The following is a 26,713-nucleotide window of genomic DNA, read 5'->3' on the forward strand; positions in this document are numbered from 1 at the left end:
TTCATCAGTCACGTCGGGCGGTGTCAACGGGCTCTGCCTCGCCATCGAGATCGACGGCGACACGTCGCCCGACCTCCACGAGCAGTTCTTTCGCATAGCGGATGCTGCGCGCCACGTCGGGCTCGAGCTCGCTCAGCGCGTACACCCGGCGGAATCCGGCGTCCTGAGCCTGCTCCGGGGAGAGGGTGGAACGTCCGCACACGGCGATGACCGGCACGCCGGCCGCCGCCGCCGCTGCGGCGACGCCCAGCGGGGTCTTTCCCCCCAGGCTCTGGTCGTCAAGGCTGCCTTCGCCGGTGATCACCAGGTCGGCGCCCGCGATGCGCTCGGCGAGCCCGGTCATGCGCTGCACGACCGCGATGCCGGGCTCACGGCGCGCCCCGAGCACGGCGAGCGCCGCGTAGCCGACGCCGCCCGCGGCCCCCGCCCCTGGCGCATCCATCGACGCGCGCACACCCGGTTGCTCCTCGAGCAGCCGGGCGAACCGGGCCAGACCCGCCTCGAGAGCTCCGACGTCTGCGGGGCTTGCGCCCTTCTGCGGCCCGAAGACGGCCGCGGCCCCCCGCTCGCCCAGGAGCGGGTTGTCGACGTCGCTCGCCAGCACGACCGTCGCGGCAGCCAGGCGCGGATCGAGGCCGCTCACGTCCACCGCGGTGAGGTCGGCCAATGCCGCGCCCCCGCTGCGTACCGGCCCCCCGGCGGTACGCAGCGAGACTCCGAGCGCCTCGAGCATTCCGGCTCCCCCGTCGGTGCATGCGCTGCCGCCGACCCCGAGGACGATCGTCGTGCACCCCCGGTCGAGTGCCGCGGCGACGAGCTCGCCCGTTCCCCGACTGGTGGCCGTGAGCGGGGCCTTCTCCCCGCGCGGGAGCACGTCGAGACCGCTCGCCGCCGCCATCTCCACGATGGCCTCATCGCCCCGCACCGCGAAGCGCGCCTCCAGCGGCTTCCCCGTCGGCCCGGTCACCGGCACGACGACCTCCTCGAACCCGACGGCGAGCGCGGCGTCGATCGTGCCTTCGCCGCCATCGGCGACGGGCACCGCCTCGACGACGGCGTCCGGGAACACCACCCGGATGCCGACGGCGAGCGACGACGCCACCTCGGCGCCGGTGGCGGAGCCCTTGAACTTGTCCGACGCGATCAGGATGCGCATGAGCAAGGCCTTCTCTCTCTGGCGCTCAGTATCTCTTCGGCGCTCAATCTCTTCGGCGCTCAGTCCAGCAGCGCGTACACGGCCTCGGGGGCGTCCGCGGGAGCGGTCGCGAGGTCTTCGAACTCGTTCATGGTGTCGAGATCCGCGCCCATCGCGATGTTCGTGACACGCTCCAGGATGACCTCGACGACCACGGGCACCTGGAACTCATCGCGCAACCGCACAGCCTCGGCGAAGCCGGCGGCGAGATCCTCCGGACGCTCGACGCGAAGCGCCTTGCACCCCAGACCCTCCGCCACCTTCACATGGTCGACGCCGTAGCCGACTGCGACACTCGAGGAGTCCGCCGGGGTGTTGATGTTGTCGAAGGCGAGCGACACCTCGTAGTCCATCTCGAAGGCGCGCTGCGCCTGGCGGATCAGGCCGAGGTAGCTGTTGTTGACCACCACGTGGATGTACGGCAGCCGATGCTGCGCTCCGACGGCGAGCTCCTCGATCATGAACTGGAAGTCGTAGTCGCCGCTCAGCGCGACGACCGGCTCGCCCGGCTTGCCGCGCACGACCCCGAGGGCCGCCGGCAGCGTCCATCCCAACGGACCGGCCTGGCCGGCATTGATCCACTGGCGCGGGGCGTACACGTGCAGCAGCTGTGCCCCCGCGATCTGTGAGAGGCCGATCGTGGTCACATAGGTGGTGTCTCGGCCGAACGCGGAAAGCATCTCCTGGTAGACACGGTGCGGCTTCATGGGCACATCGTCGAAGTTGGTCTTGCGAAGCAGGCGCGCCTTGCGCTCGCGGCACTCCTCCGCCCAGCCCGTGTAGTCGGGCAGGCTGGCCACCCGCTCGCGGGCACGCTCCAGGAGGACGTCGATGAACGCCCCGGCGTCGGAGACCACACCGTAGTCTGGCGCGAACACACGCCCGATCTGCGTCGGCTCGATGTCGACGTGCACGAACCGACGACCGCGGCGATAGGTGTCCAGACCGCCGGTGTGACGATTGGCCCAGCGGTTTCCGATGCCGAGCACGAAGTCGCTCTCCAGGAAGCTCGCGTTGCCGTAACGCTGGGAGGTCTGGATGCCGACCATCCCGGCGGCGAGCGGGTGGTCGTCGGCGATCGCCCCCCAGCCCATCAGCGTCGGCACGACGGGCACGCCGAGCGTCTCAGCGAGCTCGACCAGCCGCTCAGAGGCACCGGCGTTGATCACGCCGCCACCGGCGACGATCAGCGGGTGGGCGGACGCCGTGAGCATGTCGAGCACCTTGTCGGCCTGTGCGATGGTCGCGGTCGGCCGAGCCACCGGAAGCGGCTCGTAGGTGTCGATGTCGAACTCGATCTCCGTCATCTGCACATCGAAAGGCAGATCGATGAGAACCGGCCCCGGCCGCCCCGAGCGCATGATCTGGAACGCGCTCTGGAAGACACCCGGAACCTGCGCACCCTCGAGCACCGTCTTGGCGAACTTGGTCACCGGCTTCGCGATCGCCGCGATGTCGACCGCCTGGAAGTCCTCCTTGTCGAGCTTGGCGACCGGCGCCTGCCCCGTGATGCACAGCATCGGGATGGAATCGGCGATCGCGGCATACAGGCCGGTGATCATGTCGGTTCCGGCGGGGCCAGAGGTGCCGAGGCAGACGCCGATCCGGCCGTCGCCGGTGCGGCTGTAGCCGTCTGCCATGTGCGAGGCGCCCTCGACGTGACGGGCGAGGGTGTGCCGGACGCCGCCGTGGTCGCGCATGGCGGCGTAGAGCGGGTTGATGGCGGCGCCTGGCAGGCCGAACGCCTCGGTGGCGCCCTCCTTCACCAGGATCTGGACGATCGCGTCCACTGCGCGCATGCGTGTCATGTGAAGTCCTTAGGTCTTGTGCCGTCGGTCGCCGAGCGGCAGGTCAGTCGCGCCCGGAGAGCTCGCCGGTGAGCTTGAAGAGCCCGGAGTGGTCGAGGCCGCCGTCGCCCCGGGCGACGAGGGCGTTCACGAGCTGGGCCACGGCCGCGCCCAGGGGGATGGTGACCCCGGCCGAACGCGCGGCAGCGGTGACGATGCCCAGGTCCTTGTTGTGGAGAGCGAGCCGGAAGCCCGGCGCGAAGTCGCGGTCGAGCATCTTCTGGCCCTTCTGGTCGAGGACCTTGGAGCCGGCCAGCCCCCCGCCGAGCACGCGCAGGGCGGCATCGGTGTCGACGCCGAACGCCTCCAGGAAGACGACGGCTTCCGCGAGGGCCTGGATGTTCACGGCGACGATGAGCTGGTTGGCCGCCTTGACGGTCTGCCCGGAGCCCGCGGGCCCGACGTGCACGATCGTCTTGCCGATCGCCTGGAGCACCGGCTCCGCCGCGGCGAAGTGCTCGGGAGCTCCGCCGACCATGATCGACAGCACGCCGTCGATCGCGCCCTGCTCGCCTCCGGAGACCGGTGCGTCGACGGCGCCGAGACCGGCGGCCACGGCCTCGTCCGAGAGCGTCTTGGCCACGTCGGGGCGAATGGACGAGTTGTCGATCCACAGGGCACCAGGCTTCGCGTTCGCGAAGACCCCGTCCTCGCCGCGCACGACGGCCTCGACGTCCGGGGAGTCGGGGACCATCGTGATGATCACGTCGGCGTCGCGCACGGCCTCAGCGATGCTGGCGGCTCCGGAACCCCCGGCCGCGACGAGCTTCTCGACGGGCTCCGGGCTGCGGTTCACACCGGTCACCTGGTAGCCGGCCTTGACGAGGTTCTCTGCCATGGGAAGCCCCATGATCCCGAGGCCGATGACGGCGATGCTGGTCATCTCTTCACTCCTTCGTGTTCCGTGCGGATCAGTCGTTGATCCAGGCGAACGGATCCGCCTGGGTGGCCTTGTATTCGAGGCCGATGGGACCGGCGTAGCCACCGGCGCTGGCATCGGCGATCCACCGTTCGAGCGGCAGGTCGCCGGTGCCCGGCTCACCGCGCCCCGGGGCATCGGCGATCTGGATGTGGCCGAAGTCGGCGGCGTGAGCGGCGATCACCGCCGCGACGTCGTCACCGTTGACGGCCAGGTGGTAGAAGTCCGCGAGCAGCCGGACGTTGTCCGCGCCGTGCTCGTCGCGGACGCGACGGATGACGGCGAGAGCGTCGGCGGCGGTCTTGAGCGGATAGGCATCCATTCCGGAGACCGGCTCGAGAAGCACGATGCCGCCGATCGCGGCGACCGCCGCCGCCGCGATCGCGAGGTTCTGCACGGCGAGGTCGTCCTGGGCCTGCGGGTCCGCGCCCGGAAGGCGGTTGCCGTAGAGGGCGTTGAAGGCCCGGACGCCGAGTCGCTCGCCGATGCCGACGACCACGTCGACATTGGCGCGGAACTCGTCCTCACGCCCGACCCAGGACACCAGCCCCCGGTCGCCGGCCGGCATGTCGCCGGCGAAGAAGTTGAGTCCGGTCAGGCGCACGCCGGCGTCCTGGATGGCCGAGACGAAAGCGTCGACCTCCGACGGCGCGGGAACGGCAGAGGAGAAGGGCCACCAGAACTCGACGGCATCGAAACCGGCGGCAGCGACCGCGGCGGGTCGATCGAGCAGCGGCAGCTCGGTCAGCAGGATCGAGGCGTTGACAGTGTAGGTCATGGGATCATCCTTGATTTTCATATCTCGGAATAAGACTTCCTTGATACGAAACGGTACCCGCCCGTCTGGCCACTGTCAACAGCCCGCAGAGCGCACGCCCCCGGCAGCCCTCCCCCCGTCGCCGGGCCGTCGTCGAACGCGTCAGAGCATCCAAATATCCACGATGCGGATGGATGATTCTCTATTGCGGAATGAGCGGCGGCGGGAGTACCGTGCACCCAGGCCTCGTTCCTCGGGGCTTCCAGACTCAACTCGACGACGAGGCAGAGAGGTCTCCCACGATGAAGCTCACCGATCCGGATACGGCGACATCCACCATCGGCATCACCCCCCGACGGCAGCCGTTCTACAAATCGCTCTTCTTCCATCTCGCGATCGCCGTCGTGCTCGGCGTGGCCATCGGCCACTTCTTCCCCGACATCGGCGCGCAGCTCAAGCCGCTGGGAGACGGATTCATCCGCCTGATCAAGATGATCATCGCGCCGCTGATCTTCCTCGTGATCGTCACGGGGATCTCCGCCGTCGGGGACGTCTCGTCGGTGGGACGCGTGGGCATCAAGGCGCTGGCCTACTTCACCGCCGCGACAACCTTCGCCCTCGTCTTCGGCCTGGTGGTCGCCAACATCGTGCAGCCGGGCAAGGGTCTGAACATCGACCCGGCGACGCTCGACGACACCGCGCTCGCAGAACGGACGGGCGAGCCGAAGGGCGCGGCGGAGTTCCTGCTCAGCGTCATCCCCGACAGCGTGGTGAACGCCTTCGCGACGAACCAGCTGCTGCAGGTGCTGTTCTTCGCGATCTTCTTCGGCGCCGCGATCATCGTGATCGGCCCGAAGCGCTGCGCGCCGGTGCTCAGCCTGTTCGAGCTGATCCTCGAGCTGATCTTCAAGATCATGGCCTGGATCATGCGCGTCGCCCCCATCGGCGCATTCGGCGCGATGGGCTTCATCATCGGCCAGTACGGGATCGCCACGCTCGCCACCTACGGCATGCTCATCCTGGCCTGCTACGCAGCGGCCGTGATCTTCATCGGTCTGCTCTTCCTGGTGGCATGGTTCTTCGCTGGCGTGAACCTCTGGTCGTTCATCAGGTACATCAAGGACGAGCTGCTGCTGGCGCTCGGAACAGCCTCGACGGAGGCCGTGATGCCCCGCATCATGACCAAGCTCACCAACGCGGGCTGCTCCCGTGCCACGGTCGGCCTCGTCGTGCCGACCGGGTACTCCTTCAACCTCGACGGGGCAGCGATGTACCTGTCGATCTCGCTCCTGTTCCTCGCACAGGCGTTCGGCCACGACCTCACCCTCGGCCAGCAGCTGGCGGCGCTCGGCGTGCTGCTGCTGACATCGAAGGGCATGGCCGGCGTGCCGGGCTCGAGCTTCCTCGCGCTGTCCGCGACGGCCGCCGCCCTGGGCATCTTCCCGGTCGCGGGCGTCGCCCTGCTGCTGGGCGCCGACCGCCTGATGGACTCCATGCGCGTGAGCGTGAACCTCCTCGGCAACTGTGTCGCGACGTTCGTCGTGGCCAAGTGGGAGGGACAGTTCGATCCGAAGGTGATGCGGGCGGCCTTCGCCGGCGCGATCACCAACGAGGACTCCGCCATCATGCTCGGCGAGGACGAGGAGTTCGAGCGCATCAACCAGGAGCGCATCGAGGCGGGCGAGGAGCCCCTGCCGAAGTTCGCCGGCGGCCCGGACGAGGCGTATCCCGAGATCGCGGTGGTCGACGAGCCGACCGAGCGTCGCTCGCACTGACCAGCCACGAGAGAGGGGCCTCCGCCGATGAGCGGGGGCCCCTCTCTCGTGCGCCCACCACCCACCGGATTGACACGACTAACTTAAGTGATTAAGTTCATCGTCATGCCCGATCTCAGCTACGTGCTGCACGACCTCGTGATGACCATGGATGCCCGCGCGGAGCGCAAGCTCGCCCCGTTCGACCTGACGGTGCGCAAGTTCATCGCCCTGACCGTGATCCTCGAGCACCCCGGCGTGGCCTCCCGCCGCCTGGCCGGAGCCCTGGGCGTGACCGAGGCCGGCGCCAGCGGCATCGTCAAGGCGCTCATGGACGCAGAGCTCATCGAGGACCGCCGAGCCCCGGGATCGGGGAGAGCGAAGGCCCTCGTCACCACCGAACGCGGCGGGCTCCTGCTGCGCCAGGCCACCGCCGCGCTGGGCTCCTCCTTCGACGATGTCGTCCGCGAGGCCGGCGAGGACCCGGTCGACCTGATGGCCCGTCTCCTGCGCGTCCTCGCGCTCCTTCGCGAAGACGACACCGGCGGGCGACAGCCCTCTCAGGCACAGAGCCCTCGGGCTCGCCGCGACTGATCCCGACACCCCGGAAAGGAGAGCATCGTGGACCGCCTCAGCACCGGAATCACCCCCGCCATCGCGCTCATCGCGCTCATCCTGTGGTTGCTGCGCATCGCGCTGTTCGCCTATCTGCACACCCGGCGCCCGCCACAGCACAACATCTCCGACACCGTCAGCGACTACGCCAACGGAACGACGCACCGGCTCTACGTCGCCATGAGCGTCGTCACGGCACTCGCGTGGGGCGCCACGGCCGCCACGGTGCTGATCGGCCTGCCGGGGTGGGACGGCCGAATCATCACGGGGATCACGCTGCTGATCGCCGCCGTGACGCCGTTGCTGATGATCGCCGCCCCCATCCCCCCGCGAGGGAAGGGCCTGGGGGTCACGGGCATCGTGCACTACGCCCTGGCGATCGTGAACTTCGCCGCCGCGTACTCGCCCACCGAACGCCTCGCCGCACTGACCCGGAGTGCGGCCTCGCCCGCGGTGCACCTGATCGGCACCGCGCTCAGCATCCTGCACTCCCTCACGCTGATCGCGCTGATCACGTTCTGCGCGTCCCTGCTGCTGCCGAAGCTGCGTGAGGTCGTCGGACTGTGCGAGCGCCTCTTCCTGTGGCTCGTGGTGATCTTCTACACACTGTTCGCTCTGGCCGCCGCGCTCGCCTGACTCCGCCCCCGGCATCCGGGAGGCACCGCGTCGCTACTTCCGTATTATGGATAATTACTCTCTTGTTGCGGAAGAGCAAAGGCCGACGCTACAGTTCACGGGCATGCTCGCGCGGGCCGGTGAACACACCCGACTCGACGGCGGGCCAGAGAGGTGCCCTATGTCTTCCGTCGAACCGTCCGACGCGTCCACGTCCCCTTCGTCCTCTCCTCACGGGGCGGCCGCGCGTGCCCACCGGCTGGGCCGCGTGCGCTGGGGCATCGGCTTCCTGTTGTTCTTCGCGGTGCTGATCAACTACATCGACCGCAGCTCGATGTCGGTCGCAGAGCACGAAATGCGGCTCGAGTTCGGTCTCACCGAAGGGCAGATCGGCATCATCCTCGGCAGCTTCGGCTGGTCGTACGCGCTCATGCAGATCCCGATGGGCATGCTGCTGGACCGCATCGGCATCAAGTGGGTCATGCGCGTGGCGACGGTGCTGTGGGCGGTGTCCTGCTTCCTCACCGCGATGATCAGCGGCATGGGCCTGCTGCTCATCGCGCGGCTGATCCTCGGCTTCGCCGAGGCGCCGATCTTCCCCGGCGCCATGAAGACCACCAGCTACTGGTTCCCCCGCAGCGAGCGCGGCATGGCAACGGTCATCTTCGACAGCGGGCAGCGCCTCTCCAACGTGATCGGCTTCCCGCTCGTCGGTGCCGCGGTGGCCTTCTTCGGTTGGCGCGGCGCGTTCGTCGCGATCGGGGTGCTCAGCCTCGTGTTCACGGTCGTCTTCTTCCTGCGCTACCGCGATCCGAAAGAGATGAACCGCGCGGGCCGGCTGAGCGATGCAGAACTGAAGCACATCCTCGACGGCGGCGCGCAGCACGAGGACGCCCCGCGACCGAACCCGCTCGCCAACATCGGCTACATTCTGCGTCAGCGGAAGGTGTGGGGCATGTCGCTGGGTCTCGGCTGCGCCGGATACGTCCAGTGGATGCTGCTCACCTGGCTGCCCGGCTTCCTCCAGTCGCAGATGAACATGGACGTCGCCAGCTCCGGCCTCTTCACCGCGATCCCCTGGCTGTTCGCGGTGATCGTGCAGTATCTGCTGCCCGGCTTCCTGCTGGACCGCATGATCCGCAACGGCCGATCGAGCACGGCGGTCCGCCGGCTGTTCATCGTGGGCGGCATGATCCTGGCGACGACGATCGTCGGCACCGCCTTCACGCAGGACCTCTTCTGGTCGCTCGTGTGGATCACGCTCGGCACGACCGGGATCACGATCACCTTCAGCGTGACGAACTCGCTCCCCGCCCTGATCGCGCCCGAGGGGGCGGTGGGTGCCACCGGAGCCGTCATGAACACCGTGAACAACCTCATCGGCACCACGGCGCCCATCGTCACCGGCTTCATCGTGCAGTGGACCGGGAGCTTCGCCTGGGCGTTCATCATCGCCGGCATCATGCTCGTGATCGGTCTGTGCTTCTACATCATCGTCCTCGGACGCATCGAGCAGATCCCGACCGCAGAGGAGCGGGCGGCCGCGCGCAACGCAGCCGGCTGAGCGGGGCGCGGACGCGCCGTGTCCGGATGCGTGCGGGGAACCCGCACGCATCCGGACACGGCGTTCTGTGCTGAGCCGAGAGCCCGGGCCATCCCCTCAGCCGCGAGCGCAGGCCGGGGCCCGGCGCCGCGGAAACGCCGGATGCCGCTCACCCGAGGGTGAGCGGCATCCGGCGCGGGCGAGGGCTCAGGTGAGCCGGATCTGGCGGTTGATGTCCTTGTAGAGCAGGTAGCGGAACGGCTCAGGCCCGCCGGCGTAGCAGGCCTGGGGGCAGAACGAACGCAGCAGCATGTAGTCGCCCGCCTCGCACTCGACCCAGTCGTCGTTGAGGCGGTAGACCGCCTTGCCCTGCAGCACGAACAGGCCGTGCTCCATGACGTGCGTCTCCGCGAACGGGATCGAGCCGCCCGGCTGGAACGTGACGATGTTCACCTGCATGTCATTGGCGATGTCGTCGGCATCGCTGAAACGCGTGGTCGCCCATGCGCCGTTCGTGTCGGGCATGGCGACCGGCTCGATGTCCTGGTCACGGGTGACGAAGGAGGCCGGAGCCGGAACGCCGTCGACCGGCTCATAAGCCTTGCGGATCCAGTGAAAGCTGGTGTTCTCGGCGCCCTCATTGGCGATCGACCACGCAGCACCAGGGCGGAGGAAGGCATAGCCGCCCTCTTCGAGCACGTGCGTCTCCCCCTCGAGGGTGAGTGTCAGCGCGCCGGCGGTGACGAAGACGACGCTCTCGACGCCCGACTCCGGCTCCGGCTTGGCGGCTCCGCCACCCGGCGCGATCTCGACGATCAGCTGGGAGAACGTCGTCGCAGACGCCGGCGTCGGACGGGCGATGATCCACGCACGGGTGTTCGTGAATCCCGGCAGGTTGCTGGTGACGATGTCACGCAGCACACCCTTCGGGATGAACGTGTACGCCAGCTTGACGACGGCACGGTCGGTGAGCAGGTCGGTCTGCGGCGGGAGGCCGCCGACCGGGGTGTAGTAGCTCATAGCGTCTCCTTCTCAGATGCAGCAAGCTTCGGGTGGGCGAGCCTGGTCAGCTCGTGGGGCGATGAGCCGGTGGCGGCGGTCACCTCGGCGTCCGTCAGTGCACCGCATTCCCGGCCCCGCACGACGAAACGTGCCAGGGCGCGGGCCGTGGCCGGTTCGTCCATGATCGTCGCGTCGCCGCCGTGCAGGTAATTGTCCAGACGACGCGCAGCCGCCGCGAACCCCTCACGGTAGAACGCATAGGTCGCCAGGTACCGCGTGGGCAGCTGGGTGGCGTGCAGATCCCAGCCCTGGTAGTAGCCGCGCTCGAGCGAACGCCGCACGAGCCGGGCGTGGAGGCGCCAGGCCTCCCCCACGTGGTCGGGGTCGCCGACCGGGATGATGTTGGTCGAGCCGTCCGAGAGCCGCACACCCGTCTCGGCGACGGCGACCTGCATGACCTGCTTCGCGTAGTCGGCGGCCGGGTGCTCCATGGACTGATAGGCCGCCGCGATCTGGAGGGATGCGCTGTAGTCGTAGGTGCCGTAGTGGAGGGCGGAGACCCGCCCCCCGGCGCGGTGCAGCAGCGCCGCGACCGGCACGGAGCCGTCCGCCGCGACGATCAGCTGCGGCGTCTCCATCTGCACCTCGAAACGCAGGCGACCCGCCGGAAGACCGAGCCGGGACTCCAGCGTCTCGCACACCGAGACCATCGCCTCAACCTGCGCAGACGTCGTCACCTTCGGCAGGGTCAGCACCAGGCCGTCCGGCAGATCGCCCCGCCCCGCCAGCGCCGTGACGAAGAGGTCGAGCGTGCGCAGCCCACGGCGGCGCGTCGGCGCCTCGAAGCACTTGAAGCGGATGCCGATGAACGGCGGGGCCGTGCCGGCGGCGACGGCGTCGGCGACGCGTTCCGCCGCGGCGACGGCATCGGCGTCCTCCTCGTCGTCCGGCCGCGCACCGTAGCCGTCCTCGAAGTCCAGCCGGAGGTCCTCGATCGGCTCGGCGGCGAGCTTGGCGTCCACGAGCGGGGCGAGCACGTCGGCGAGGTGCCCCAGACCGACCGCCTCCGCCACCGCCGCCGTGCCACCGAATGCCGCCGTCGCGGCGGCTGCTTCCGCACCGAACCGGTGTGGAAGCTCCGGGTCGAACCGGTCGGCCGGCACGTAGAGGGTGTGGACGGGCTGGCGGGTCCCGTCGTCACCGGGGTAGGAGGTCGCCAGGAGCTGATCGGTCTCGGCGAGGCGGGCATCGACCCCGGCGAGATCCTGATCGAGCAACGAGGTCTTCGCGCCCATCAGCGCACCAGCTCGTAAGCGGGAGCGGTGAGGAAGTCGACGTAGTCTTCACCGAGGCAGAGCTCGCGCACCAGTGTCACCGCCGGCCGGTAATAGGCATCGAACGCCGCCGGGTCGACCTCGCTCTGGAGACGGGCAGCCTCCTCCGCCAGGATCGTCTCGACGAGCTCGGGCGAGACGACATGGCCGGTGTCGGAGAGCACCGTGCGGTTGCGCACCTGCTGCCATACCTGGGAGCGTGAGATCTCCGCGGTCGCGGCGTCCTCCATGAGGTTGTGGATCGCGACGGCTCCGTTGCCAGACAGCCAGACCGCGATGTAGGCGACCGCGACGTAGAGGTTGGTTCGCAGCCCGTCCTCTGTGGCCGTGCCCCCGGCGGAGGGGATGTCGAGCAGCTGCGCCGCGGTGACCACGACGTCCTCGCGGGTGCGGTCGAGCTGGTTGGGCCGGTCGCCCAGCACACCGTCGAACACCTCGCGGCACACCGGGACCAGATCCGGGTGGGCCACCCAGGATCCGTCGAAGCCATCGTTCGCCTCCCGGGTCTTGTCTGCGCGCACCTTGGCGATCGCCGCCTCGGTCACCTGCGGATCATGCCGATTGGGGATGAACGCCGCCATCCCGCCCATCGCGAAGGCCCCGCGCCGATGGCACGTGCGCACCAGCAGCTCGGTGTACGCCCGCATGAACGGCGCGGTCATGGCCACGCTCGCACGATCGGGCAACACGAAGCGGTCGCCCGCGTCACGGAAGTACTTGATGATGCTGAACAGGTAGTCCCACCGGCCGGCGTTGAGCCCCGATGCGTGCTCGCGCAGCTCGTAGAGCATCTCGTCCATCTCGAACGCGGCGGGGATGGTCTCGATGAGCATCGTGGCGCGCACCGTTCCATGCGGGATCCCGATCTCCTGCTGCGCGAACGTGAACACGTCGTTCCACAGCCGCGCCTCACGGTGCCCCTCCATCTTGGGAAGGTAGTAGAACGGCCCTTGGCCGGACGCGTGGAGCACACGGGCGTTGTGGAACAAGTGCAGCCCGAAGTCGACGAGCGCGCCGACGGCGGGCGCGCCGTCGACCAGGACGTGCCGCTCCGGCATGTGCCAGCCGCGCGGCCGGACGACCACGACGGCGAGCGGGGCGTCGTCGCGCAGGCGGTACTGCTTACCGTCCGGTGCGGTGTAGGACAGCGCGCCCCGCGCGGCGTCGAACAGGTTGACCTGCGCGTCCACCACATTGGACCAGGTCGGCGCCGCGGCATCCTCGAGGTCGGCCAGCCAGACGCGCGCGCCGGAATTGAGGGCGTTGATCGCCATCTTCGCGGGGGTGGCTGGTCCGGTGATCTCGACACGACGGTCGCGCAGCGCCTCCGGCGCCGGTGCGACCGTCCAGTCGGCCGCCCTGATGGCGGCCGACTCGGGGCGGAAGTCGAGGCCCCCGGCGGCCGAAGCCGCCTCGCGGCGCTCGACACGCAGAGCGAGCAGCTCGTCCCGCGTCGCGGCGAAGCGCTCGTGCAGCTTGGCCACGAAATCGAGCGCCTCCGGCGTCAGGATCTCTGCGGCGCGGTCGACAGCGGACGGCGTGGTGGTGATGGTGGCGGACACGGTGGTCACTCCTTGCTGCTGGCTGGGCTCGTCGCTGCGGCCTCCGCGACGGAGACGATCGCCTCGGCGACCGCACCGGCCACGAGCGGGTCGAACACGCTCGGGACGATGAAGCTCGCATTGAGCTCGTCCTCGCTGACCCGCGCGGCGATGGCCTCTGCGGCGGCGACCAGCATGGGCGCGGTGATGTCGGAAACGCCCGCGTCGAGCAGGCCGCGGAAGACACCGGGGAACGCCAGGACGTTGTTGATCTGGTTCGGGAAATCGCTTCGCCCCGTGGCGACGACCGCCGCGTGGCGTGACGCGACGATGGGGTCGATCTCGGGAGTCGGGTTCGCCATCGCGAACACGATAGCGTCGGCAGCCATGTTCGCGATGTCGTTCTCATCGAGGACGTTCGGCGCGCTGACACCGATGAAGACGTCCGCCCCGACCATCGCCTCCTTCAGCGTGCCCTGGAAGCCGCGCGGGTTGGTGGTCTCGGCGAGGCGACGGCGGTGCGGGTCGGTGTACTCCGCGCCGGCGTGAATGGCGCCGTCGCGGCCGCAGGCGACGATGTCCTGCGCGCCCTCGGCGAGCAGCAGCTGGACGATCGCGTTGCCCGCCGCCCCCACACCGGAGACCACGATGCGCACATCGGCGATGCTCTTGCCCACGACCCGCAGCGCGTTCTGGAGGGCGGCGAGCGTCACGATGGCCGTGCCGTGCTGGTCATCGTGGAAGACCGGGATGTCGAGCACCTCGCGCAGGCGGGCCTCGATCTCGAAGCACCGCGGCGCGGCGATGTCCTCGAGGTTCACGCCGCCGTAAGTGGGGGCGATCGCCTTGACGATCGCGATGATCTCCTCGGTGTCCTTCGTGTCGAGACAGACCGGCCACGCGTCGACACCGGCGAACTGCTTGAACAACGCCGCCTTGCCCTCCATCACCGGCAGAGCGGCCTCCGGGCCGATGTCGCCGAGACCGAGCACCGCCGTGCCGTCGGTGACGACGGCGATCGTGTTGCGCTTGACCGTGAGGTTGCGCGCCTTGCTCTTATCCTCGGCGATCGCCATGCATACCCGGGCCACGCCGGGCGTGTAGGCGCGGGACAGATCGTCGCGGTTGCGCAGCGAGACGCTGGGCACGACCTCGAGCTTGCCGCCCAGGTGCATCAGGAAGGTGCGGTCGCTCACGAGGCGCACCTTCACCCCCTCGAGGGCGTCGATCGCATCGCGGACGCGGTCAGCATGATCGGCGTCTGTGGTGTTGCAGGTGAGGTCGACGACGATCGTCGACGGGTGGGACTCCACCACGTCGAGCGCCGTGACGGCTGCACCCACCGCTGTCGCGGCCACAGCGAGCTCGCTGGTGACGCTGAAACTCGACGGCGCATCGATCCTCAGGGTGATCGAGTTCCCGGGCCCCGGATTCGCCATGTTCTCCTCCTCCTCGAGGTGTGCGCCACGCCTGCGGCGGGGACGCACGAGCTCTTCGATGATCGCTCAATACTTTCGTATTATGGAGCCTATTATCTACGTTGTGGAAAACAAGCGCAAGCGTTCGTCTGATCCGGGGGCGGATTGCCGGTATCCCGCTCTCGCATGATGGAATGACACGAGACCAGGAGGTTCCCCCATGGCTGAGAGCAGGACCCCGAAGAACGGCTCTTCCGGCGTGCAGTCCGTCGAACGCGTATTCGAGCTGCTGGAGCTGCTGACAGACGCGGGAGGTCATGCTGCGCTGAGCCAGCTCGCCGCCTCCACCGACCTTCCCCTCCCGACGATCCACCGCCTGCTGCGGACGCTGGTGTCGCTCGGCTACGCCCGGCAGCTGCCGAACCGTCGCTACGCCCTCGGCCCGCGACTGATCCGCATCGGCGACACCGCATCGCGCCAGTTCGGGGCGCTCGCACGCCCGGAGCTGAAGCGACTGGTCGACGATCTCGGCGAGAGCGCCAACATGGCTGTGCTCGACGGCGACATGGTCGTCTATGTGGCCCAGGTGCCCTCGCTGCACTCGATGCGGATGTTCACCGAAGTCGGCCGACGCGCCCACCTCCACGACACCGGAGTCGGCAAGGCCATCCTCGCCCAGCTCCCGGACGAGACCGTGCGCGGCATCGTCGAGCGTGCCGGCATGCCCACGCCGACCGAGCACAGCATCAGCAACATCGACGATCTGCTCGCCGAGCTCGACCTGATCCGCGAGCGGGGTTACGCGATCGACGACCAGGAGCAGGAGCTCGGGGTGCGCTGCTTCTCGCTCGCTGTCCCCGACGCCCCCTCCCCCACGGCGGTCTCGGTCTCCGGCCCGATCTCGCGCGTCGACGACCAGTTCGGCGCCAGGGCGGTGCCGCTGCTGCAGACAGCGGCCGCCGCGATCGGCGCCGAACTGGACGCCTGAGGACCGCACGACTTACTCGGCGTCCGATCCGCTTGTTCCGGCGTTCACGTCGTCGAGGCGATACCTCTCGGCCGCCTGCACGGGAACGGTCGCGTCCACCTCGCCGCGCGCGGCAAGCAGCTGGAGCGTTCGCACCACGACCGACGGCCCGTCGATCTTGAAGAAGCGGCGAGCGGCGGCACGCGTGTCGGAGAACCCGAACCCGTCCGCACCGAGCGTGGCCCAGTCGTTGGGGACGAACTGACGCACCTGATCGGGAAGATCCTTCGCGTAGTCGCTCACCGCGACGATCGGGCCGTGCGCGCCGGCGAGCTGGCGGCGCACGAAGGGCTCCCGGGAGCCCCGGCCGAGGAACTCGTCCTCCTCGGCGGCGACAGCGTCGCGCCGCAGCTGGGTCCACGACGTGACCGACCACACGTCGGCGGCCACCCCCCACTCGTCCCGCAGCAGCTGCTGGGCCTCCCGGGCCCACGTCACGCCGATTCCCGAGGCGAGCAGGTGCGCCCGGGGGCCCTCCCCCTCCGCCGGGGCGATCCGGTGGATGCCGCCCAGGATGCCCGGCACGTCGACGCCCTCTGGTTCGGCCGGCTGCACGATGGGCTCGTTGTAGACCATGAGGTTGTAGATGACGTTGCGGTCGGTCGAATCCGCGCCGTACATCCGCTCGATACCGGCGCGCATGATGTGACCGATCTCGTACCCGTAGGCGGGATCGTAGGTGACGACGGCCGGGTTCGTCGCCGCGAGCAACGGGGAATGCCCGTCGGCGTGCTGCAGACCCTCACCGGTGAGCGTGGTGCGCCCGGCGGTCGCCGAGATCAGGAACCCGCGCGACATCTGGTCCGCCGCTGCCCACAGCGAATCACCGGTGCGCTGGAAGCCGAACATCGAATAGAAGACGTACACCGGGATCAGCGGCACGCCATGGGTCGCATAGGAGGTGCCGGCGGCGGTGAAAGCCGCGATCGATCCCGCCTCGTTGATGCCGACGTGGAGGATCTGCCCGGAGTCGGACTCCTTGTAGGAGAGCACGATGTCCCGGTCCACCGCGAGATAGTTCTGCCCCTTCGGGTTGTAGATCTTCGCGGTCGGGAAGAACGCGTCCATGCCGAAGGTGCGCGCCTCATCGGGGATGATCGGCACGATCCTCCTGCCGAACTCCGGGTCCCGCATCAGGTCCTTCAGCACACGCACGAACGCCATCGTCGTCGCCGCCTGCTGTTTGCCCGAGCCGCGGGCGGCGACCTCATAGACACGCGGGTCGGGGAGCGCGATCGGCGGGTGCTCGGCGCGGCGCTCCGGCACGAACCCGCCGAGCGCACGGCGGCGCTCGTGCAGGTAGCGGATCTCGGGAGCGTCCGCCCCCGGGTGGTAATAGGGCGGCTGATACGGATCGGCTTCGAGCTGCGCGTCGTCGATGGGCACCCGCAGGTGATCGCGGAAGTCCTTGAGGTCCTGCAGGGTCAGCTTCTTCATCTGGTGCGTGGCATTGCGCGCCTCGAAGCGCGGCCCCAGACCATAGCCCTTGACGGTCTTGACGAGGATGACGGTGGGCCGGCCGTTGTGCTCGAGCGACGCGGCGTAGGCGGCGTAGACCTTCCGGTAGTCGTGGCCACCGCGCTTGAGCCCCCAGATCTGGTCGTCGGTGAGCCCGTCGACGAGCGCGCGGGTGCGGGGGTCCCGTCCGAAGAAGTTCTCCCGGATGAATCCGCCGGACTCCGCCTTGTAGGTCTGGTAGTCGCCGTCGACGGTGGTGTTCATGATGTCCACCAGAGCCCCGGACTCGTCACGGCCGAGGAGGTCGTCCCATTCCCGGCCCCAGATGACCTTGATCACGTTCCAGCCCGCTCCGCGGAAGAAGCCCTCGAGCTCCTGGATGATCTTGCCGTTGCCGCGCACCGGGCCGTCGAGGCGCTGCAGGTTGCAGTTCACGACGAAGGTGAGGTTGTCCAGGCCGTCATTGGCGGCCAGCTGCAGCAGCCCGCGTGACTCCGGCTCGTCCATCTCGCCGTCACCCAGGAACGCCCACACATGCTGGTCGGAGGTGTCCTTCAAGCCGCGGCCGTGCAGGTAGCGATTCGACTGGGCCTGGTAGATCGCGTTCATCGGGCCGATCCCCATCGACACCGTCGGGAACTCCCAGAACGACGGCATCAGACGCGGGTGCGGGTAGGACGACAGCGCGTGCCCCTCCCGGGACTTCTCCTGCCGGAACCCGTCGAGGTCCTCCTCGCTGAGACGTCCCTCCAGGAAGGCCCGCGCGTACATCCCCGGAGACGCGTGACCCTGGAAGTAGATCTGGTCGCCGCCGCCCGGGTGCTCCTTGCCGCGGAAGAAGTGGTTGAAGCCGACCTCATAGAGCGTCGCCGCACCGGCGTAGGTGGAGATATGACCGCCGACCCCGATGCCGGGACGCTGCGCGCGGTGCACCATGACCGCGGCGTTCCAGCGCATCCAGGCGCGGTAACGGCGCTCGAGGGCTTCATCGCCCGGATACTCGGGTTCGTCTGGTGCGGCGATCGTGTTGACGTAGTCGGTCGTCGCGGACGGTTCGGAGCGCACGCCGGCATGGGCGGAGAGGGTACGGACGAGGTGCTCGCCACGGGCGGTGCCGCGACGGGCGATCACCGTGTCGAGGGATTCCACCCACTCCGCGGTCTCGTCGGGGTCGAGATCGAGGTTCTGGTCGCCAAGGGGTAGGGAGGCGGGATTGTCAGCCACGGTACGGCCTTTCTTGTTAGATGGATGAGACTGCCGGTGTGCAGAAGGATCGGGAGGATCGACGATGAGCGGAAGAGTCGCGGTCGTGACGGGGGCCGGATCGGGGATCGGCCGGGCGACGGCGCATGCCCTGCGCGACGGCGGGTTCCGCGTCGCGCTCGCTGGCCGCAGGGCAGATGCCCTCGAGGAAACGGCGGCCGGAGACCCGGACACGCTCGTCGTGCCGACGGATGTGACCGTCCAGAGCGACGTCGACGCGCTGTTCGCGGCGGTCACCGCCACGTGGGGACGCGTGGACGTGCTGTTCAACAATGCGGGAGTGCTGGGACCTGCCGCCTCGGCAGCCGAGATCTCCCCGGAGGACTTCGAGCAGACGCTGTCGGTCAACGTGACCGGCGCGCTGCTGTGCGCGAGAGCGGCGATGCGCACGATGATCGCGCAGCGCCCGCAGGGCGGCCGCATCATCAACAACGGCTCGCTCGCCGCGCATGCCCCGCGCCCGCTGTCGGTGGCGTACGCCGTGTCGAAGCATGCCATCACGGGGCTCACGAAGTCGATCGATCTCGACGGGCGGCCCTACGGCATCTCCGCCAGCCAGATCGACATCGGCAACACCCGCACCGCGCTCATGACGGACCTCGGCGTGAGCGAGGGCGCTCTGCAGCCCGACGGGTCGCGCCGGGTCGAGCCCACGTTCGACGTGGCCGAGGCCGCCAGAGCGGTGCTCTTCATGGCTCAGCTGCCCGCGGAGGCGAACATCGCCGGGCTCACCATCCTGGCCGCGGGCATGCCTTTCGGCGGGCGGGGCTGAGCCCCGCCCGCCGCTGACCGGCGGACGCGGGGGCCGAGCCCCCGTCGTCCGCATCTGGCCATCCCCCCCGGGCATCAGACCTCAGTGCCCCGGTCCGGGGGATTCGTCTTCGTCGACCACCGCCACGGTGCGGCCCTTCGCGTCGACCAGCTTGCCGCCCACGTAACGATCCCCCTCGCGCAGGGTACGGATCACGTCGGTCTTCACCGCCCGCACCGGGCTGGCGGCGAACACCGAGGGGTTCTTCGGCGTGCCGCGGGTGAAGTGGTTGAACAGCAGGTTCAGCACGATCGCCATGATCGCCGCCGAGCTGATACCGGATCCGAAGATCACGCGGAACCAGTCGGGGAAGTTGTCGTAGAGACCGTGGTGCACCTCGGGGAGGACGCCGAACGAGAGCGACGCCGCCACGATGATGAGGTTCATGTTGCCCTCGTACGTGACCTTGCCGAGCGTGCGGATGCCGGAGGCGGTGACCGTGCCGAACAGCACCAGACCGGCACCGCCGAGCACGGACGTCGGCACGGCGGCGACGATGCGTCCGAGCACCGGGAGCAGGCCCAGCACGATCAGGATCACCCCGCCAGCGGCGACGGCGTAGCGGCTCTTGATCTTGGTCACGGCGACCAGACCGACGTTCTGCGCGAACGCGCTCTGCGTGAACGAGTTGAAGATGGGCGAGACGGCGCTGGAGGCCATATCGGCGCGCAGGCCCGCCGCGATGCGCTTGCGGTCGATCTTCGATCCGGTGATCTCGCCGACGGCGATGATGTCCGCGGTCGTCTCGGTGAGGATCACCAGCACGACGATCGTCATCGAGATGATCGCCGCGCCCTCGAACGTCGGCGGCCCGAAGGCGAAGGGCGTCGGGAACGCGAAGATCGGCCCCTCGAAGACCTTCGAGAAGTCGGCCTGGCCGATGAGAGCGGCGAAGATCGTGCCGATGACCATCGCGATCAGGATCGACAGGCGCGAGATCGTGGCGCTGCCGAGCTTGCTCAGCAGCATGATCGTGAGCAGGGTGAACCCGGCGATGCCGAAGAACACCGGATCGGCGTAGTCGGGGGCCTCCGGGTTGGAGCCGGTGATCCAGCGCGCGGCGACCGGCACCAGCGACAGGCCGATCATCGTGATCACCGTTCCGGTGACCACCGGCGGGAAGAACCGCACGATCTGGGCGAAGAACGGCGCGATGACGAGACCGATGAGCGAGGCCACGATGACGGCGCCGAAGACCGCGGGCAGACCACCGCCCTGGTTGACGATGGCGAGCATGGTCGAGACGCCCGCGAAGGACACTCCCTGCACCAGCGGCAGCTGAGAGCCGAAGAACGGGATGCCGAGGGTCTGTAGGAGCGTCGCGATGCCCCCCATGAAGAGGCAGGCCGCGATCAGGACGCCGACCTCGGCGGATGTGAGCCCGGCGGCGGCGCCGATGATGAGCGGCGGCGCGATGATGCCGCCGTACATGGTCAGCACATGCTGGAGGCCGAAGATGAACGCGGTTCCGACGCCGAGGCGCTCGTCTTCTGGGCGCGCTTCCTGCGCGGCCTTCGTGGATCGTTGGGATGCGGCAGACATCGGTGGACCTCCTTGTCCGTGACGTGCTGTAGGGGTGTGTCGAGGGGAAAGGGTGCGGCTCGGCCCGTGCGGGCGCGCCCCCGGTCGCGTCGGCGTCGACGCCGACGCGACCGGGCTGCGCTCACCGCAGCTGGCGGATCAGCAGAAGCCGGCGATACCGACCCAGGCGCCGTGATCGCGGACGGCGCCCGCGCGCAGCACAGAGGCCTCGATGAGTCCGTAGGGACGATCGGCGGCGAAGAACACCTCGTTCGGGTTGTCGAGCTCGAACGGCGCGAGGTCGACGAGGAAGTGGTGCTTGTTGGGCATCGAGAAGCGGAACTCCTCGATCTCGGGGTGTGCTTCCAGCGCCGCCGCTCCCATCGCGTACAGGGTCTGCTGCAGCGCGAGCGAGTGGGTTTCCGCGAAGGTGGCGAGGAGGATCTCCCGCACCGAGGCGAACACGGCGTTGAAGTCGACGGCGGCGGTGTCGTAGCGCCACCGGGCGGTGACCGACGTGGCCAGGATGCGGTCGTCGGTCTCGACCAGGCTCGTGTACCGGTCGCGCGGGAAACCGTGGAACTCACTGCCGGTCGACTTCAGCACCACCAGGTCCTTGAGGCCGGCGATCACGGTGGTCTCTTCTGCGTCGCGGACGACGACGGCCGTGCGGGTCTCCGTGCCGGAACGGACGAAGGAGTGGTCGTGCGGCGTGCCGCCGACGGGGATCCGGTCCCAGGAGAACTGCTCGGCCTCCCAGCGACCGCCGCTGACCCAGTCGAAGGAGCCGGTGAAGTGATCGGCGAGCCGCAGCAGGAAGTCCTCCGGGCTGTCGATGCCGAACTGCCGCGCGAACGCGTAGACGGTGTTCTTCTGCGTGTCGGTCGCGACGACCTTGCCGTTGTCGCCGACCGTGTGCGCCTCGATGAAATCGCCGCGCAGCTGCGACGTCACGTTCAGATCGGTGATCTCGTGGTGCGGATGCGCGCTGCGATCGATGTGGACGAGGCGGACCTCGGCCTTTCCATACTGGTTGTTGCCCAGGACGACGTTGTTCTCGGTCATTGTCGGTTTCTCAGCTTCCTCGGTACGTGGAATAGGCGAACGGACTGAGCAGGAGCGGCACGTGGTAGTGCGCCTGCTCGGCGTCGACCAGGAAGGTCAGCACCACCTCCGGGAAGAAGGTGTCCGTGTCGATGCCGGCGAAGTAGGCCGCCGTGTCGAACCGGAGGCGGTATGCACCGCTCTCCAGCCGCTCGGGACCCAGCTCTTTCACCCGCCCGTCAGCATCGGTGAGGCCCGAACCGATCCCGGACCATCCGTCGCCGACTCGGGCCTCGAGTTCGACGGCGACGCCAGGCGCCGGGCGCCCGATCGATGTGTCCAGAATGTGGGTGGTCACGTGAGAGACGCTCATGCGTGCGCTCCTTCTCTTGTCGCGGAGTCGGGATCCTCGATGGCACCGGCCAGCCGGAGCGCCGCGATCTCGCGCAGCTGCTGGTCGACGACCGCGCGCTCCTGCTCCGGTGTGTTGCCGAGGCGCTGCTCGAGCAGGGCCAGGATGTCGGCGGCGGTGCGCCCGGCAGCGCGGACGAGGAAGACGCGATCGAAGCGTTCTTCATAGGCACGGTTGCCCGCGGCGAGCGCCTCGGCCGCAGCCGCATCGACACCGGCCTGCTCGTTGCGCGCGTGGGCGGCCTCGACGCTGTCGCCGCGGGCACGCTCCCCGATGCGGGGATGGTGCGCGAGTGCGGCATCGATCTCGGCGGGCGTGAGCGGCGCGGCTGCCTCCATGGCGGCGGCGGCGAGCTCCGCGACCGACGCATAGGGACGGCCGTCGACGATCGCGTCGTACCAGCGGTCGATGCCCAGGGCCGGCTTGGCCACACGGACAGCGTCGTCGCGCGTGCAGGAGTTGAACTCCGTGAGCAACATCTTCGATCCTCAGCGCATGTTGGCATCCGGCGTGTAAGGCTATGCAGAACACCGTGATCTCACACGGTACTTCCACATGCCGGAACTGTTATTTCAACATGCGTAACTAGTGTGCTGCAGGTTGGCTGGGGTGTCAAGCATCGGATCGCATCTGATCACCGATCCGGCAGGACAAGCGCCCGAGCGCCCTCAGGCGCCGAGCGCGGCACGCAGGCGGGCGACGTGCCCCTGCGCATCGACGCCGTACTCCGCGCGCTGCACGACCCCGGCCGCATCCAGGACGAAGGTGGAGCGGATGACGCCCTCGACGACGCGGCCGTCGACGGTCTTCTCCCCCCAGACGCCCCAGGCGCGGGCCGTCTGCGCCCCCGGGTCGGCGAGCAGCGGGAACGTCAGCGCCTCGGCATCGGCGAAGGCACGGATCTCGTCGGCGGTATCCGGCGAGATCCCCACCACCGCGTACCCGGCTGCGGCGAGCGCCGCGAGACTGTCACGGAAGTCGCAGGCCTCCGTCGTGCAGCCGGGTGTGGCGGCACGGGGGTAGAAGTAGACGATGACGCTCCTGCCGCGATACTCGGCGAGCGAGACGCGGTCGCCATCGGCGTCGGCGAGGGTGAAGGCAGGCGCCAGGTCGCCGGGCGCGAGTCTGTCGGTCATGGGTTTCTCCGATCGGTTGGTCAGTGAAGCACGGTGTGCACGTCGAAGGCCTCGGCGAGCTGCATGATCTTGCGGGCGCGGCCCAGGCGCGGCAGGTCACTGCCGTCGCGGACGATGCGCCCACGGGCGTCGAAGTCCTCCAGAAAGGTGAAGGCCCATTCCACGTCGGTGCGGGTGGGGCTGATCACCTCGTTGACGACGGGGGCCTGGTCGGGCGAGAGACAGAGCTTGCCGGTCATCCCCATCGCGACGGTGGTCGCCGACTGCTCGCGCAGCATCGGGTGGCTCGTGCCGACGGTGGGGCCGTCGATCGGGCCGGGTAGATCGCCGCAGCGACTGGAGATCACCAGCCGTGCGCGCGGATAGAGCATCGCCTCACGATCGGCCGACATGCCGGTGTCGCGACGGAAGTCTCCGCTACCGAACGCGAGCCGGAACGCCCCCTCGGCCCGTGCGATCTCTGTGGCGTTCTCGATGCCGAGCGCCGACTCGACCAGCGCGACGACCGGCACCCGGCCACCGAGACGGTTGAAGGTGTCTGTGACCTGGCTCGCACACTCCGTCTTCGCCAGCATCACGCCGCGCAGCCCCGGCACGGAGCGCAGCACCTCGAGATCCGCGGACCAGTGCTCCGTGGTCACGTCGTTCACCCGCACCCAGGCGCGACCGGCGTCGTGCAGCCAGCGGGCGACGTCGTCGCGCGCTTCGTCCTTGCGGCTGGCGTCCACGGCATCCTCGACATCGAGCACCACGGCGTCGGCGTGCGATGCGGCCGCGGCGTCGAAAGTCTCCGGCGCGGTCGCCGCGACGAGGAGCCACGAGCGGGCGAGCTCCGGGGGGATCTCCCTGCGTTCACGGGGAGGGAGGGACGCACTCATGCTTATTCCAATCTACGGAAGATTCCTTCTGTATTTTGAAAAGTGTACTGCTCCTGTCGTCGTCGTGCCAGCACCGCCCCGCCGACCGCGCGCCCAGCGCGTCATTTGCCCAGCCCCACATCCAGCGACTAGGCTGAGGGCGCTTCGTTCTGCCGCGCCAACTGCGGCGGGAACAGCGCGGGGCTGTAGTTCAATGGCAGAACTTCTGCTTCCCAAGCAGACAGCGCGGGTTCGATTCCCGTCAGCCCCTCCACATATCCCCCACACGCAGCGGCGGCGTGCATCCTGCGAGACGCCGGTGCGGCGCACCCCGCCCCGCGGGCTCTCGCGGTGCGGGGACGACGGCACCCGGCTATGCCTGCGGCTCGGCGAGAACCGTCGCGGCATCTCCTCTCGCCCGGCCGCTCCACACCGCGCCGGCACTCGCCGCGACGACAGCGACGATGCCAGCGATCTCCCAGACCGTGAGCTGCTGACCGAGGAGCAGGAATCCCGCGATCGCCGCCATCATCGGCGCCAGGCTCATCAGGATGCCGAACACCGCCGGCGGGATGCGGCGGAGCGCGATGAGCTCGAGCGCATAGGGGATCGTCGAGGAGAGCAGCGCCACCGCGGCCCCCAGCGCCAGGATCTCCGGGCGCAGCAGAGCGGCGCCCGCGTCGACGATGCCGAAGGGCAGCGCGACGAGCGCACCCACCGCCATCGCCAGAGCGAGCCCGTCCAGCCCGGCGCTCTGCGAGCCCACCCGCCCCGACGCCAGGATGTAGCCGGCCCAGCTCACCGCCGCCCCCAGCGCGAAGAGCACGCCCAGCGGATCCAGACGGTCCCACCCGCCACCCCCGAGGGCCACGACACCGATCAGCGCCACTCCAGCCCAGAGCCAGGCGGCACGACTCCGTGCCGTGATCACCGCGAGCGCGAGCGGGCCGAGCACCTCGATGGTGACCGTGACGCCGAGCGCCAGCCGCTCCAGGGCGAGATAGAACAACCCGTTCATCAGGGCCAGAACGAGCCCGAACGCGACGATCGCCCGCCACCGCTCCCCGGAGATACCGCGCAGACGCGGACGCGTGATCGCCAGCAGGATGATCGCGGAGAACATCAGCCGCAGCATCACCATACCCAGGGGCCCTGCCTCGGGGAACAACAGCACCGCGACCGATGCCCCGACCTCCTGGCACACCAGGCCGAGCGCAACGAGACCGACGGCCCCGATCCGCCCCGACGCCCTGCCGGATGCGGACGCCGCCGTCATCTCAGCCCTCGGCAGGCTCGTCCTCGACGGGAGCCTCTTCCGCAGGAGCCTCCTCGGCAGGGGCCTCCTCGGCCACGGGGACAACCGGCTCCGTACAGATCGCCGCGTTGCCGACGGCGTCGCCGTACTGCGTCGAGGTGAAGGGCAGAGCGAACTCGGTGGCGCTCGCATCCGCCGCCGGGGCGGCCTTGGAGGCGATGGCGGCGAGCTGCCACGCCAGATAGGCGGCCATGCCGGAGCCGGCCGACGAGCTGTTGAGCACCACAGCCACGGTGAAGCCGGTCTCGGGATCGGAGTATGCCGCGGTCAGGTAACCGGGGAAGGCGCTGTGCTGCCCCACCATGGAGCCCACCAGGAATCCGCCACCCGTGGCCTGATACCAGCTGGGCGCCGTGCCGTACGCGGGGAGCGGGCTGCCGAAGCGGTTCGGCTCCTCGCGCGTGCGCAGCACCTGCGACGACATCGCCTGCATGTATCGGCCGAGTTCGTCGATGGTGGAGACGACACCGGAGTCGGTGAAGCCGATGCTCGACGACGCCACGGTGATGTCGGTGGGGGCCGTGCAGTCGTAGGCACCGTCCACGCGGGGGAAGTAGTGCCCGGAGAACGGCTTGTCGCCCGGGGCCGCGGCTGCCGGAGCCGGCAGTGCCGTGCGGCTCAGGCCGAGCGGGCCCGTGATGTACTGCTGATACAGCTCACTCGCCGACAGACCGCTGGCGCGCTCGAGCGCGAGGCCCAGCACCATGTATCCGGCGTCGGAGTCCCGGTACTCCGTGCGCGGTTCGACGCGCGCACGCTCGAGGCCGTAGCCGGCGAGCTCGCGCGGGCTCCAGACGCGGTTCGGGTTGGCCAGCCACATCCCGCCGAGGGACGCCTCGGACGACCCCGTTCCACCCGCACCATTGCAGAGGTCGACGAGGGTGATGTCGGACATGTCCGGAACAGACATGACGTACTTCGTGACGGGGTCGGTGAGCTCGACGACATCGTCATCGGCGAGCGCATAGAGCACGTCACACGTCATCAGACGGGTGATGTCGCCGATGCGGAAGGTCATGTCGGTCGTCGTCGGCGCGCCGCCGGGAGATTCCGTGCCGATCGCCGTGACCCAGCTGCCGCTCCAGGGCACCCACACGCCGACGATCGCGCCGGTCGCGCCGGCCGCGACGATCGCGCGCTGCACGGCCTCATCGAGCTGCGCCTCGGTGTCGGCGGGCAGCGGCCCCTCGACCTGGGCAGGCGGCTCGTACACGAGCTCTTCTTTGCCCGCGCAGCCGACCAGCGAGACGGCGAGCACGACCGCGCCCGCCACGGCGGCGCGCATGCGGCGTGATCCCAAGACCTTCATCTGACCCCCTGAGCGTCCCG

23 protein-coding genes and 1 tRNA gene are annotated in these 26,713 nt (G+C 69.2%); 7 read left to right on the forward strand and 17 right to left on the reverse strand.

The window, feature by feature from the left end; all coding sequences use genetic code 11:
* Positions 1–4: 4 nt before the first annotated feature.
* Genes AC3RXY_RS08445 through AC3RXY_RS08460 form a run of 4 tightly spaced genes read right to left on the reverse strand, consistent with a single transcriptional unit; the run spans position 5 to position 4,739 of the window.
* Positions 5–1,156: a glycerate kinase gene (locus AC3RXY_RS08445; RefSeq protein WP_491510467.1), complete on the reverse strand. Its 1,152-nt coding sequence runs from the start codon at positions 1,154–1,156 to the stop codon at positions 5–7.
* Between the two features lie 59 nt (positions 1,157–1,215).
* Complete coding sequence (gene gcl / locus AC3RXY_RS08450; protein WP_491510468.1) at positions 1,216–3,003, reverse strand: glyoxylate carboligase; 1,788 nt, start codon at positions 3,001–3,003, stop codon at positions 1,216–1,218.
* A gap of 43 nt (positions 3,004–3,046) precedes the next feature.
* Positions 3,047–3,925, reverse strand: a complete 879-nt coding sequence (locus AC3RXY_RS08455; RefSeq protein WP_491510469.1) for a 2-hydroxy-3-oxopropionate reductase — start codon at positions 3,923–3,925, stop codon at positions 3,047–3,049.
* 28 nt (positions 3,926–3,953) lie between these two features.
* The gene (locus AC3RXY_RS08460) at positions 3,954–4,739 is read right to left on the reverse strand and encodes a hydroxypyruvate isomerase family protein (RefSeq protein WP_491510470.1); all 786 of its coding nucleotides are present in this window, start codon (positions 4,737–4,739) and stop codon (positions 3,954–3,956) included.
* A 281-nt stretch (positions 4,740–5,020) separates the two neighbouring features.
* On the opposite strand from AC3RXY_RS08460, the gene AC3RXY_RS08465 reads away from it, so the two are divergent.
* The 4 genes from AC3RXY_RS08465 to AC3RXY_RS08480 all read left to right on the forward strand — a co-directional run bounded on the left by AC3RXY_RS08465 (position 5,021) and on the right by AC3RXY_RS08480 (position 9,266).
* The gene (locus AC3RXY_RS08465) at positions 5,021–6,493 is read left to right on the forward strand and encodes a cation:dicarboxylate symporter family transporter (RefSeq protein WP_491510471.1); all 1,473 of its coding nucleotides are present in this window, start codon (positions 5,021–5,023) and stop codon (positions 6,491–6,493) included.
* A gap of 105 nt (positions 6,494–6,598) precedes the next feature.
* Entirely contained in the window at positions 6,599–7,066 is a 468-nt protein-coding gene (locus AC3RXY_RS08470; RefSeq protein WP_491510472.1) for a MarR family winged helix-turn-helix transcriptional regulator, read from the forward strand.
* A 27-nt stretch (positions 7,067–7,093) separates the two neighbouring features.
* Complete coding sequence (locus AC3RXY_RS08475; protein WP_491510473.1) at positions 7,094–7,723, forward strand: hypothetical protein; 630 nt, start codon at positions 7,094–7,096, stop codon at positions 7,721–7,723.
* Between the two features lie 160 nt (positions 7,724–7,883).
* On the forward strand, positions 7,884–9,266 hold the full coding sequence (locus AC3RXY_RS08480) for an MFS transporter (RefSeq protein WP_491510474.1): 1,383 nt from the start codon (positions 7,884–7,886) through the stop codon (positions 9,264–9,266).
* Positions 9,267–9,452: 186 nt separating this feature from the next.
* On the opposite strand, the gene AC3RXY_RS08485 is transcribed toward AC3RXY_RS08480, so the two are convergent.
* Genes AC3RXY_RS08485 through AC3RXY_RS08500 form a run of 4 tightly spaced genes read right to left on the reverse strand, consistent with a single transcriptional unit; the run spans position 9,453 to position 14,561 of the window.
* Entirely contained in the window at positions 9,453–10,265 is an 813-nt protein-coding gene (locus AC3RXY_RS08485; RefSeq protein WP_491510475.1) for a bifunctional allantoicase/(S)-ureidoglycine aminohydrolase, read from the reverse strand.
* Positions 10,262–11,542: a DUF6986 family protein gene (locus AC3RXY_RS08490; protein WP_491510476.1), complete on the reverse strand. Its 1,281-nt coding sequence runs from the start codon at positions 11,540–11,542 to the stop codon at positions 10,262–10,264. Before AC3RXY_RS08490 ends, AC3RXY_RS08485 begins: the two co-directional genes overlap by 4 nt.
* On the reverse strand, positions 11,542–13,143 hold the full coding sequence (gene aceB, locus AC3RXY_RS08495; RefSeq protein ID WP_491510477.1) for a malate synthase A: 1,602 nt from the start codon (positions 13,141–13,143) through the stop codon (positions 11,542–11,544). The genes AC3RXY_RS08490 and aceB overlap by 1 nt, the downstream gene beginning before the upstream one ends.
* A gap of 5 nt (positions 13,144–13,148) precedes the next feature.
* The gene (locus AC3RXY_RS08500; protein WP_491510478.1) at positions 13,149–14,561 is read right to left on the reverse strand and encodes an NAD-dependent malic enzyme; all 1,413 of its coding nucleotides are present in this window, start codon (positions 14,559–14,561) and stop codon (positions 13,149–13,151) included.
* Positions 14,562–14,760: 199 nt separating this feature from the next.
* Here AC3RXY_RS08500 and AC3RXY_RS08505 point away from each other — a divergent pair, with 199 nt between their 5' ends.
* Positions 14,761–15,528: an IclR family transcriptional regulator gene (locus tag AC3RXY_RS08505; RefSeq protein ID WP_491510479.1), complete on the forward strand. Its 768-nt coding sequence runs from the start codon at positions 14,761–14,763 to the stop codon at positions 15,526–15,528.
* A 12-nt stretch (positions 15,529–15,540) separates the two neighbouring features.
* On the opposite strand, the gene aceE is transcribed toward AC3RXY_RS08505, so the two are convergent.
* Positions 15,541–18,249, reverse strand: coding sequence for a pyruvate dehydrogenase (acetyl-transferring), homodimeric type (aceE, locus tag AC3RXY_RS08510; RefSeq protein WP_491510480.1), 2,709 nt, complete (start codon positions 18,247–18,249; stop codon positions 15,541–15,543).
* A 64-nt stretch (positions 18,250–18,313) separates the two neighbouring features.
* Here aceE and AC3RXY_RS08515 point away from each other — a divergent pair, with 64 nt between their 5' ends.
* Positions 18,314–19,060 (forward strand): SDR family oxidoreductase, encoded by a 747-nt coding sequence (locus AC3RXY_RS08515; RefSeq protein WP_491510481.1) that lies wholly within the window; start codon positions 18,314–18,316, stop codon positions 19,058–19,060.
* Positions 19,061–19,141: 81 nt separating this feature from the next.
* On the opposite strand, the gene AC3RXY_RS08520 is transcribed toward AC3RXY_RS08515, so the two are convergent.
* From AC3RXY_RS08520 to AC3RXY_RS08545, 6 genes are all read right to left on the reverse strand, one after another.
* Complete coding sequence (locus AC3RXY_RS08520; protein WP_491510482.1) at positions 19,142–20,641, reverse strand: nucleobase:cation symporter-2 family protein; 1,500 nt, start codon at positions 20,639–20,641, stop codon at positions 19,142–19,144.
* Positions 20,642–20,779: 138 nt separating this feature from the next.
* On the reverse strand, positions 20,780–21,685 hold the full coding sequence (gene pucL, locus AC3RXY_RS08525) for a factor-independent urate hydroxylase (protein WP_491510483.1): 906 nt from the start codon (positions 21,683–21,685) through the stop codon (positions 20,780–20,782).
* A 10-nt stretch (positions 21,686–21,695) separates the two neighbouring features.
* On the reverse strand, positions 21,696–22,037 hold the full coding sequence (uraH, locus tag AC3RXY_RS08530; RefSeq protein WP_491510484.1) for a hydroxyisourate hydrolase: 342 nt from the start codon (positions 22,035–22,037) through the stop codon (positions 21,696–21,698).
* A complete protein-coding gene (gene uraD, locus AC3RXY_RS08535) occupies positions 22,034–22,555 on the reverse strand; it encodes a 2-oxo-4-hydroxy-4-carboxy-5-ureidoimidazoline decarboxylase (protein WP_491510485.1) in 522 nt (173 codons plus the stop codon). Before uraD ends, uraH begins: the two co-directional genes overlap by 4 nt.
* 189 nt (positions 22,556–22,744) lie before the next feature.
* The gene (bcp, locus tag AC3RXY_RS08540) at positions 22,745–23,212 is read right to left on the reverse strand and encodes a thioredoxin-dependent thiol peroxidase (RefSeq protein ID WP_491510486.1); all 468 of its coding nucleotides are present in this window, start codon (positions 23,210–23,212) and stop codon (positions 22,745–22,747) included.
* 20 nt (positions 23,213–23,232) lie between these two features.
* Positions 23,233–24,090 carry an HpcH/HpaI aldolase/citrate lyase family protein gene (locus AC3RXY_RS08545; RefSeq protein ID WP_491510487.1) on the reverse strand — a complete coding sequence of 286 codons (858 nt, stop codon included), beginning with the start codon at positions 24,088–24,090 and terminating at the stop codon, positions 23,233–23,235.
* 179 nt (positions 24,091–24,269) lie between these two features.
* Here AC3RXY_RS08545 and AC3RXY_RS08550 point away from each other — a divergent pair.
* Positions 24,270–24,343: transfer RNA gene (locus tag AC3RXY_RS08550), tRNA-Gly, on the forward strand.
* Positions 24,344–24,442: 99 nt separating this feature from the next.
* Here AC3RXY_RS08550 and AC3RXY_RS08555 read toward each other — a convergent pair.
* Together AC3RXY_RS08555 and AC3RXY_RS08560 are read right to left on the reverse strand one after the other, a co-directional pair.
* Positions 24,443–25,345, reverse strand: coding sequence for an EamA family transporter (locus AC3RXY_RS08555; protein ID WP_491510488.1), 903 nt, complete (start codon positions 25,343–25,345; stop codon positions 24,443–24,445).
* Between the two features lies 1 nt (position 25,346).
* Entirely contained in the window at positions 25,347–26,669 is a 1,323-nt protein-coding gene (locus tag AC3RXY_RS08560; RefSeq protein ID WP_491510489.1) for a serine hydrolase domain-containing protein, read from the reverse strand.
* Positions 26,670–26,713: the final 44 nt, after the last annotated feature.

The organism is Microbacterium longlingense, assembly GCF_058349825.2.